Origin of the sequence: Acinetobacter sp. TAC-1, assembly GCF_029025845.1 — a bacterium.
Classification (GTDB): domain Bacteria; phylum Pseudomonadota; class Gammaproteobacteria; order Pseudomonadales; family Moraxellaceae; genus Acinetobacter; species Acinetobacter guillouiae.
In genome coordinates, this window is record NZ_CP118892.1 from 28,080 (window position 1) to 38,191 (window position 10,112).

Here is a 10,112-nt window from a genome sequence, read left to right on the forward strand (position 1 = left end):
GTCAAGGCAATTGAATAGTGATATGTGCTTGTTCAGCAGGTGCAGAAATCACATTATTAAATTTCGCAATAGAAGCATTTTCCGTCTTATTCAACATGAATTTTAGGCCAGCGAAAGCCAGTACAGCAAATAACAACAGGAAAATTAAAATCCAAACAAAGGGTAATTCTTTATGAATAATATTTTTGATTTGATCTGGTAAAGCCGCAAAAGGAGAAAAGGCCGTCTTTTTGCCTTTTAAATAATCGATTTCATCACCGACTCGTGCCACAAGATGATTTAAACTTTCAATTGATTCAATACGATACTTACCTTGGAATCCAAGCAATAAGCAATAATGAAAAACTTCGAGAGAAGCCAATCTTTCTTTACCACGAGCACGAATCAGTTCGAGAAACTCAAAGAAACGATAACCTGCAAGCTGTGAACCAAATAAAGTTAATTGGAGTGGACTGATTAACCAATGATTTTGTAGGTTAAAGAATGATGGATCTTGTTGAGTAACAATGGTTTCATCAATTAAGGCGCAATATGCATATTTTGCATCATGAATATCTTCAGGAGAAAACTGCAGTTTTTTTGCTTGATGTTCAAAACGATTCAACAAGTCTAAAATTTTGTCTTTAAAGCCGTTTGCATTTTCTGGCACATACTGATTCTTTAATAAGAAAACAATATAAAATCCGTCATGTAGAAGGTCGACTAAATTGGTTGCTTGTGTGATTTTGGACTGTTGCGGTAAAGATCCTCCACCAATTTGTCCATCATCAAACAGTGAGGGGGCAATATTATTCTGGCTCATGATATACTCCTCGCTTAACCATTCATCACTGCAATTAATTCAATACTGATATCTTGGAAACCTGCAGGGACATATATACAGATGGTTTCAGAATCAAGCATACGTTGATACATTTCATGATGTGGTTCAATTTCAAAATAATTCACACCAGAACGTACCGGGATAGCAGTTGGAATTTGGACTAAATGATGAATTGGGATTGCAGGAAGTGCTGCAACAACACGTTGTTCAACATCGACAGTATTCCCGACTTTGAAACGCAGTGGGACAATTTGAATCAGTTCATGGGTTTGCATCATGCTACTAGAAACAGCGATATAAAGTCTTGATTCTTTAGTGATTTTATCTGTTTCTAAGCTTCCCACCCAATAAGATGGGCGAATTTCTTTTAGCGCAATACTGATATAACGACTTGAAATAATCGTATCGAGCAATTCGCGTAAAATTTTATCAAGCTGGCTAAAGCTATCTTGCAAGTTATGATGTTGATATTGTGGTAAATGTTCAACTTCATATGCGGTCGAGAATGTCAGCAATGAACCCGTTAAACGCAGAAGTTCAAAAAATAGTTTTTCAGGGTGAATCTGCGGATTTTGTAACAGATGATTCAAGGTCGCATGAGCAGTATTTAGTGCATTGACCAACCAGAATGAAACAATATCACCCGATCTAAACTCAATGAGCTTTTGTTCATTTTCACGGTTATTGGTTTGAATCATTTTAATTTTGGCACGAACAACGTTCAACGTTCGCTTCAAATTTGCCAATAAGGTTTCATTTGACTGAATATGTAAAATTGGTGGGATATATTTTGAATCAATCTCAAAATTCCCTGAACTATGACGTCGAATTTTTCCGATGGCGAGATATAAAAAACCATCTAAATCTTGATTTGGATCTGCTTGAACATCAAAAAGTTTAAATTCCGTTCGGCGTCGAAGAAATGTAATTTCAGCAGGGGATGCGTCTGTAAAAAGATCGTGAGTTTCATTCAAATATGAATGGTAGCGAGCAGGTTGTTTATCCTGTTCATCAGAGATGTTCTTCTTATTCGGTTGTAAAATAGGCAATGCTAAGTAGATTAACATTTCCCCACGTAAGTTCAGTTCATCCAATAAAATCGGTTGTGGTAACAGATCTTTGGCCGGCGCTTGGTAAATTTCACCATCCTGCCAAATCATATCAATTTGCTCTAAAGCAAGCACATGTGTGCCCAGCTGTGTTTCGTCAAATCGAAGATTTTTAATTCCATAAGGATAAGGAATCGTTGAACGAATGGTGTGGTTAAGTCGTTGTTCTTGATACGTATCTTGTAATTGGAAGTGTTGTGGTCTTAAAAATAAACCTTCACCCCAAAGAACTTTTTCTGCTTTAAACATAGATGATTACCATTCAGAAGATTCATTATTTTGGTTTACGCCCAATAATTCTTGAATAGAATCAAGGGGATTATCATTTTTAATGACTTGAGTTAACCATTCATGTAAAGGCATTTGGCTCCATTTAATTGTTTTTTGCAGCATATAACTCACAGGACTATGCGGCTCATTGGTTTGAAAGTAATCGGCAATCTCTTGTAAAACCCGCATTGCCTGTTCACGGTTTTGTAAATGGCTTTGTGGTTGAGGTTGAAATGTTTGCGCTTGTGGAATTGGCGCTGAATGCGTTGTTTCTGTTACTGGCATTGTCATTTGAGCTGGGGTATCTTCAACTGCAGCTGTATTGGTGTTGTTTCCAAATGAGTCTGCTTTATAGATTTTTTTCAGATTCATTTGAATATTTTCAAACTGTGAATCGATGCTCGCAAAACTTGGTGCTTCCAGCTCCATCAGTGCATCTAATGTTTGTTTGATAATATTCCAATGCTGCAAAATTTCTTGAAATTGCTGATAATTTTGATATTGAAAAGTGCGTGAGGTGTTGAATAGCGCCTGATTGAATTGATCTAATTCTAAGGACGCTTCTACACTGTCAGAATCTTCGGCTTGCTTACGACGATTATTCTGTAAATGTAAGAATTTTTCGTATTGGGCAAGTGAATAAAATGGTTGAATGTTGATGAGCGGAACATTCTTTACCAAGCTCGGTAATTGGGTGGTAAAACCTTGCAGTAAGCCTAGGCGTTGATCTAAGTCGTCATCTTCAATTTCAGGATGAATCTTTAACCAGAACTGTTCTAAAACACGGTGACTCAGTTCCAGTCCTTTGATTAGACCTTCAAAGCCATAGAGGTTTGTCCAAGCTTCAGTAAGCCATGTTAATAAACGAATATCTTTGGTTTTTTGCGTGAGTAATTGGATTGATTTTTCTGCAACAAATGACCAGTCGGCTTGCTTTGGCTCAGAAATCCAATCACCTTGGTCTAATAAAGGATCATCATGGGTACGTGCTTTTTTAATTTCGTGAAACTCATTGGAAAAAGATAAATCTTCTCCACACGGATGAGCATCAGAAATAGGCTCTAATAAGACGTCTAAATTTATATCCATTTTCTATACTCGTATATATTAAGCTTCCACAACTTTTGACTTTTTGCTCGACTTTTTCTTTGCTGGCTTCGCTTGTGGATCTAATAGGTAAATGATTTCATCATCTTTCGTATCAATATGAATGACTTTTGGTATTTTTTGTTCAGCCAAAGCCACCAATATTTCAGTGGCCAAAGCAGGTAACACTGAGGCATTTAAAATGTTATTAACATTACGAGCGCCACTATCAACTTCAGTACAACGACTTAGAATTAATTCGATTAAATCATCGCTATATGTCACTTTGGTTTCATACTGTTTTTCGAGTCGTGCTGTAATTTTTCCTAGTTTATGCTCAATAATTCTGACTAACAGATCATCATGTAATGGGAAATAAGGGACAATTCGCATACGGCCTAAGAATGCCGGCTTAAATTGTTTGTATAAGCTTGGTTTGAGTTGTTCAGTCAGCTCTTCAGCACTTGGCCATTCTTCGACAGGTTGATTTAGGCATGCCTGCATGATGGCATTTGAGCCCGTGTTTGACGTCAGTAATATCGTGGTGTTTTTAAAATCAATCACACGACCTTCACCATCTTCGAGCGTACCTTTGTCAAAAACTTGATAGAACAGTTCTTGGACATCGCTGTGTGCTTTTTCAATCTCGTCTAATAACACAACGCTATACGGATTACGTCGAACGGCTTCAGTCAAAACACCGCCTTGACCATACCCGACATATCCTGGAGGCGCGCCTTTGAGTGAAGAAACCGTATGCGCCTCTTGGTATTCAGACATATTGATGGTGATTAAATGTGACTCACCACCATAAAGTTCATTGGCAAGTGCTAAGGCAGTTTCTGTTTTACCTACACCACTTGGACCAACAAGCATGAAAACACCCTGTGGTTTATTTGGGTCTTCTAAACGTGCTTTTGATGTTTTAATACCTTGAACCAACTGATGTAGGGCATAATCTTGTCCCATCACACGTTTTTCAAGTTTTTCTTCCAGACTGAGAATTTGCTTAATTTCATCATTGACCATTTTGCCAACAGGAATACCCGTCCAGTCTGAAATAATTTCATTAATAATTTGGGCATTTACACGTTCAAAGACCAATGGCTGCTGACCTTGTAGCTCAGCTAACTGCGTACGTGTATTGAAGATCTCATCTTTGTTAGAATCAGCCTGTTCAGCAGTTTCTAATGCTTGGATTTTTTGAATCAGTGCCAATTCAGCTTGCCATTGTTGTTCTGTTTGCTGAATTTCTTGATCAAGCAATTCCAATGATGATGTTAACTGAGCTAAACGTTCTTCATGAATTGGCTGGTGGCGGTGTTCATTTTCAATAATATTGAATTCAAGATTTAAATTATGTTGTTGTGCTTTAAGTTGATCGAGTTTGACCGGTTGAGCATTTTGGGTTAGCGCAACACGAGCCGCAGCGGTGTCAAGCACACTAATGGCTTTATCCGGGAGTTGGCGACCACTAATATAACGATGTGAAGAATGAACAGCGGTGATAATTGCTTCATCATCAATGCGTAAATTAAAGTGACTAGCCATCACTGGAATCATGGCGCGTAGCATATCGATCGCGACTTCTTCAGTTGGCTCTTCTACTTTGACCACTTGGAAACGACGACTTAAAGCAGCATCTTTTTCAAAATACTGTTTATATTCAGCCCAAGTTGTTGCTGCAATTGTGCGTAACTCACCGCGTGCAAGTGCAGGTTTTAATAAGTTCGCAGCATCATTTTGCCCAGCTTGGCCGCCTGCACCAATCATGGTGTGAGCTTCATCAATAAACAAAATAATTGGATGAGAAGACTGTTGCACTTCTTGAATCACTTGTTTTAAGCGGTTTTCAAACTCACCTTTAACACTTGCACCTGCTTGTAACAGGCCCATATCCAAAGAGTGTAATTGGACATTTTTTAACGCATCGGGCACTTGGTTCTGTGAAATTTTTAATGCCAGACCTTCCACAACTGCGGTTTTACCCACACCAGGCTCACCCGTTAAAATTGGGTTGTTTTGACGACGACGCATTAAGATATCAAGCATTAAACGGATTTCATATTCACGACCAATGACTGGATCAATCCCACCTTTTTGGGCTTTTTCAGTCAAATTAATGGTGAACTGATCTAATGCAGGCGTCTTTTTGCTTGAAGCAGAATGGTCTGTTGGTTGATTCTTAAGTTCAGCTTCTTGTTCTTGAGCGGTTGTTGGAATATTTTCAGCGCTGTTTACACAAATTTCCAAAAATTTATGCTTCATCGTATCAATTGGAAACAGATCAAATAAACTCGATGCTCGAATGGCAATTTGATAAAGATCAGATGCTGTTAAAAGCGCAATCAATAAATGACCGCTTCGGATCACTGGGTCTGGTTCAGCCGAAGCAAGTAACCAAGCTTGCTCTAGAAGTCTAACAATTGATTTGGAAAAAATAGGTGTGCGGGTATTTCCTTTAGGAAGTTGAGAAATACACTCTAATAAATCCGTTAAAAGTGCATCTTTTGAAATTTTGTATTTATTAAGTAGAAGTTCAAGATCATTGGATTGTTGTTCTAATAATTTGACAAAAAAATGTTCGATTTCGATTTCAAAATTTTGATGGTTTACACATAAATTGGCGGATTGTTCTAAAGATGTACGTGAAGATGCTGATAACTTTTTAATCAAAACTTTTAGATCTGTCATTTTCTGTCTCTCTCAAAAAACTTTATTTCTAGGCAAATAAATTCTAAATTTTCTAGCCTATAAATTTGGCATTAAAATTAGTATATTGAAATCAAATATTTAATAATTTTTTAAAAATCACTGGAAATATTTTACATAAAAAAAAACTTTTGTGAAGACAGGATATTATGTATATTATACAACCAATTAAAAAAGTCATTTTTATCAAACGGTTAAAATATTGATACGAAATTTAACTTGACGAGAGCACGTTTTTTTAGTCTTATTTTTAAGTCTTTAACGAAATTGCTTAATTATACATATTTATAAAACATCAAAAGTAAATCTATTGAATAACTGAATCAAGTAAATATTGAGGTTGGATTTTGAAGAATTTTATTCCATATATTTTAGTTCTTGGAGCATCATTGGCGACTACATTGGTCTACGCGGATGATGAAATCAAACTAAAAAGATCCTGTATAAAAGATTACCCAATGGTCGAGGGAGAAACCAATCCTGAGTTGTTGGCGGTCTATTCACAATTGTGTGATAAGAAAAATAAAGACAATAAAAACAAACTGTTGGTCTCGGCGGCAGAAAAGTTTCAGCAAATTGGGAAAAATGATAAAGCCATCCAAATTGTCAATTATTTAGAAACGCAAAACATCCAAAGCAATGAATTAACAGATGTCAAATTCCTTGCAGGAATTGGCTTAGCTTCTGACGCGTTGAGTAAAATGCGCACGCGTGAAATGAGATATTTGACCGAGGATAAAACCTATCCTGTTGCGAAAAGTTTTACTGACGCAGTTAGACAAGCAATGCCAGCAGCAGTTTTGGTTGAAAAAAATCAGGAAAGTGCCCCAGTTGTAGAGCGTGCTCGTCCTCAGAAGGTAAGTCGCCCTCAGAAGAGCCGTACTACACCAACACGCTCAACGCCTGCTGCAAAACCAGCGACAAAGCCTACTGCGACGCCTGCAAAACCAAAGCCAGCAACGTCGAATCCAGCAGCGAGACCTAATTTCCCAACATAATTTATTGCCCAAATTAATGGATAACAAAAATGTCAAAACGTGAAAGTGTACAGAAGAAATTACAGCGAATCCGACCACCACGTGTTCAACTGACTTATGATGTTGAAGTCGGTGATGGTAAAGAAATTAAAGAGTTACCTTTTGTTGTCGGTGTTTTAGGTGACTTTTCTGCTGCTTCTGAGTTAGAAAAAACCAAATTAAAAGATAAAAAATTTATCAATGTCGACTTAGAAAACATTGATGAAGTGATGGAGTCGTTGTCTCCACGTGCTGCATATCAAGTTGAAAATACGCTAACTGAAGAGGGTGGGCGTATGTCGGTCGATTTAACCTTTAAATCGATGGAAGATTTCAGACCAGAACAAGTGGTACAACAAGTAGAACCATTGAGAAAATTAGTTGAAGCTCGTGAACGTTTAACGGATTTGAGAAATAAGATTTCAAATAGTGAGCGTTTGGAAGATTTACTTGATGAAGTCTTACAAAATACTGATCAGATTCGTAAATTAAGCGCTGAGGCGGGTCCTGAAAATGAGTAATTTACAAACCAATACCGTGCAAGATGCAGCCGTAGAAGAAGTAAGTTTACTTGATTCTATTGTGGAGCGTAGCCGCATTGCACGTAATGACGAAGAGCATGACCGTGCGAAAAGCTTGATTGGTGAATTAGCCAAAGAAGTGATGGCAGGAACAATCACTGTTTCAGAAAATATGTCTTTATCGATTGATAAGCGTATTGCTGAAATAGATGCGTTGATTTCAAAGCAGCTCAGTAAAATCATGCACAATGAGCAGTTTCAGAAAATTGAATCGACTTGGCGTGGTTTGTATTACTTCTGTCAGGAGTCACCTTCAAATCCATTGATCAAAATTCGTATGTTAAATACAACGAAAAAAGAATTGGTTAAAGATTTCCAAGGCGCGACAGATTTCGATCAGAGTACCTTGTTTAAAAAAGTTTATGAAGAAGAATACGGTTCATTCGGTGGCGCACCTTATGCGACATTGATCGGTGACTTCGAGTTTGACCGTACTCCTTCAGACATGTATCTGTTAGAACAGATTTCACATGTTGCAGCAGCGGCACATGCTCCGTTTATTTCGGCAGCAAGCAGTAATATGTTAGGCCTTGAATCATTTACAGATATTGATCGTCCTCGTGATGTTTCAAAAGTATTTGAAACAGCAGAATATGTACAGTGGCGTTCTTTCCGTGAAAGCGATGACGCTCGTTATGTTGCGTTGACAATGCCACGCGTTTTAGGCCGTTTGCCTTATGATCCAAAAGAAGGTTGGGCGACTGAAGGCTTTAACTTTGTGGAAGAGGTTTCAGGGCAAAACCATGATGAATATTTGTGGATGAATGCCGCGTATGCGTTCGGTACTCGTTTGACCAATGCATTTGACCTCCATGGTTGGTGTGCTGCGATTCGTGGTGTTGAAGGTGGTGGTATGGTCGAAGGCCTACCAGTACATACTTTCAAAACCAATGATGGTGAAGTTGTATTTAAGTGCCCAACTGAAATTGCGATCACTGACCGTCGTGAGAAAGAGTTGAGTGACTTAGGTTTTATTCCACTTGTTCATTGTAAAAATACAGATTACGCAGCATTTTTTGGTGCACAGTCTACGCAAAAACCGAAGAAGTATGACAGTGATACGGCAAATGCGAACTCGTCATTATCGAGCCAGATCCAATACATCATGGCAGTTTCTCGAATTGCACATTACTTAAAAGCAATGATGCGAGATAAAGTCGGAAGCTTTGCTTCAGCGGGTAATGTAGAAGCATTTTTAAATGAATGGCTATCACAATATGTATTGCTTGATGATGGTGCTTCACAAGAAGCTAAAGCGCAGTATCCATTGCGTGAAGCTTCTGTAAAAGTTGTAGAGAATCCTGCAGAGCCAGGGCACTACAAGTCTGTGGTCTTCTTAAGACCGCATTTCCAGCTAGATGAGTTGTCGGTTTCTTTGCGACTTGTCACTGAGTTACCTCAGTCCTCGAATTAAAATAGAGCGTGGCTAAATAATAACTTTAAAAAATAAGGGTAATCCAATGAAAGATATATACGTTCAATTTCAAGGCAAGTACAAGGTTGATGGCGAGTCACGTGATTCTGAGCACAAAAATTGGCTAGAAGTTAATTCTTGGTCTCATAATATTCGCCAGCCGAAATCTGCGACTTCTTCAAGCGTTGGTGGTCATACTGCTGAACGTGTAGAACACTCAGATATGCTTTTTGTTAAAGATTTGGATGCAACTAGTCCAAAACTTTGGGAAGCTTGTTCTGCGGGTTATACATTTGATGAAGTTCAAATTGACTTCTACCGTGCAAATGGTGACAAACGTATTAAGTACCTTCAAATCAAACTTAAGCATGTACTTGTTTCAAGTGTAACGCCTACGGTAAATGAAGAAGGTGTTCCAACTGAAGCATTTGGTCTTAAATATGCTGCGGTTGAGTGGACTTATAATCAACAAGATATTAACGGTTCTGCTAAAGGTGCCGTTACTAAGAAATGGTCTCTTTCTAACAATACTGCATCTTACGCTGCTTAATTGTTTGTTGGAACAGATAGGGACTCGGGTCCCTATCTGTTTCATATTATTAGAATATACATTATGAATTTAGATCAACTATACCCATATGGATTTCGATCTACACTATTTGATCGTTTAATTGTTGAAGATGATTATATCAAAGGGCTTTCGATTCATGAGTTAAGAGAGTCTGTTGCTCATGATTTAGAAGACTTATTAAATACACGCATTGCCAAGCTAGATTTGGAAATCGATGATTTCCCTTTAGTAAAAAAGTCTATCATACAATTTGGCATTATTGATTTTGTTGGGCTTTCAACAGCGAATCCAACCGATCGAGATACCATCTGCCAGTCCATAGAACAATCGATTGCTGCACATGAACCACGCTTAAAACAAATTAAAGTAGAAATGCAGTTAGATGACCAAAATGTTGGTTCGTTATGCCTAAGCATTCAAGCTTATTTAAATATCCACCCACTTTATGAACCTGTAATTTTTGATGCCTTACTTAAGCCAACAACACAGCAATATGTGATTTCTGCCAGATCTTAAAATAAAGTAGGTAT

General features: G+C 37.9%; 9 protein-coding genes. 5 read left to right on the plus strand and 4 right to left on the minus strand.

What is annotated here, in order from left to right:
• Position 1 precedes the first annotated feature (1 nt).
• From icmH to tssH, 4 genes are read right to left on the minus strand one after another with little or no spacing between them, the layout of a single operon-like run.
• A complete protein-coding gene (icmH, locus tag PYV58_RS00120) occupies positions 2 to 802 on the minus strand; it encodes a type IVB secretion system protein IcmH/DotU (RefSeq protein ID WP_004723567.1) in 801 nt (266 codons plus the stop codon).
• Positions 803 to 816: 14 nt separating this feature from the next.
• Complete coding sequence (gene tssK, locus PYV58_RS00125; RefSeq protein WP_004823587.1) at positions 817 to 2,181, minus strand: type VI secretion system baseplate subunit TssK; 1,365 nt, start codon at positions 2,179 to 2,181, stop codon at positions 817 to 819.
• A gap of 6 nt (positions 2,182 to 2,187) precedes the next feature.
• Complete coding sequence (gene tssA / locus PYV58_RS00130; RefSeq protein ID WP_004723563.1) at positions 2,188 to 3,291, minus strand: type VI secretion system protein TssA; 1,104 nt, start codon at positions 3,289 to 3,291, stop codon at positions 2,188 to 2,190.
• An 18-nt stretch (positions 3,292 to 3,309) separates the two neighbouring features.
• Positions 3,310 to 5,982 (minus strand): type VI secretion system ATPase TssH, encoded by a 2,673-nt coding sequence (tssH, locus tag PYV58_RS00135; RefSeq protein WP_034617184.1) that lies wholly within the window; start codon positions 5,980 to 5,982, stop codon positions 3,310 to 3,312.
• Positions 5,983 to 6,347: 365 nt separating this feature from the next.
• Between tssH and PYV58_RS00140 the strand changes: the two genes are divergently transcribed.
• The 5 genes from PYV58_RS00140 (at position 6,348) to tssE (ending at position 10,098) form a co-directional block, all read left to right on the plus strand.
• Positions 6,348 to 6,998 carry a hypothetical protein gene (locus tag PYV58_RS00140; protein WP_051671093.1) on the plus strand — a complete coding sequence of 217 codons (651 nt, stop codon included), beginning with the start codon at positions 6,348 to 6,350 and terminating at the stop codon, positions 6,996 to 6,998.
• 29 nt (positions 6,999 to 7,027) lie between these two features.
• Positions 7,028 to 7,537 (plus strand): type VI secretion system contractile sheath small subunit, encoded by a 510-nt coding sequence (tssB, locus tag PYV58_RS00145; protein ID WP_004723560.1) that lies wholly within the window; start codon positions 7,028 to 7,030, stop codon positions 7,535 to 7,537.
• Positions 7,530 to 9,011, plus strand: coding sequence for a type VI secretion system contractile sheath large subunit (gene tssC, locus PYV58_RS00150; protein ID WP_004823591.1), 1,482 nt, complete (start codon positions 7,530 to 7,532; stop codon positions 9,009 to 9,011). Before tssB ends, tssC begins: the two co-directional genes overlap by 8 nt.
• A 46-nt stretch (positions 9,012 to 9,057) precedes the next feature.
• Positions 9,058 to 9,561, plus strand: coding sequence for a type VI secretion system tube protein Hcp (locus PYV58_RS00155; RefSeq protein WP_004723558.1), 504 nt, complete (start codon positions 9,058 to 9,060; stop codon positions 9,559 to 9,561).
• 63 nt (positions 9,562 to 9,624) lie between these two features.
• Positions 9,625 to 10,098: a type VI secretion system baseplate subunit TssE gene (gene tssE, locus PYV58_RS00160; RefSeq protein ID WP_034617192.1), complete on the plus strand. Its 474-nt coding sequence runs from the start codon at positions 9,625 to 9,627 to the stop codon at positions 10,096 to 10,098.
• Positions 10,099 to 10,112 lie beyond the last annotated feature (14 nt).

Excerpts from the sequence above, each read along its gene's own strand:
- icmH (WP_004723567.1), bottom strand. The coding sequence starts at position 802 with ATGAGCCAGAATAATATTGCCCCCTCACTGTTTGATGATGGACAAATT.
- tssK (WP_004823587.1), bottom strand. The coding sequence starts at position 2,181 with ATGTTTAAAGCAGAAAAAGTTCTTTGGGGTGAAGGTTTATTTTTAAGA.
- tssA (WP_004723563.1), bottom strand. The coding sequence starts at position 3,291 with ATGGATATAAATTTAGACGTCTTATTAGAGCCTATTTCTGATGCTCAT.
- tssH (WP_034617184.1), bottom strand. The coding sequence starts at position 5,982 with ATGACAGATCTAAAAGTTTTGATTAAAAAGTTATCAGCATCTTCACGT.
- tssB (WP_004723560.1), top strand. The coding sequence starts at position 7,028 with ATGTCAAAACGTGAAAGTGTACAGAAGAAATTACAGCGAATCCGACCA.
- tssC (WP_004823591.1), top strand. The coding sequence starts at position 7,530 with ATGAGTAATTTACAAACCAATACCGTGCAAGATGCAGCCGTAGAAGAA.
- PYV58_RS00155 (WP_004723558.1), top strand. The coding sequence starts at position 9,058 with ATGAAAGATATATACGTTCAATTTCAAGGCAAGTACAAGGTTGATGGC.
- tssE (WP_034617192.1), top strand. The coding sequence starts at position 9,625 with ATGAATTTAGATCAACTATACCCATATGGATTTCGATCTACACTATTT.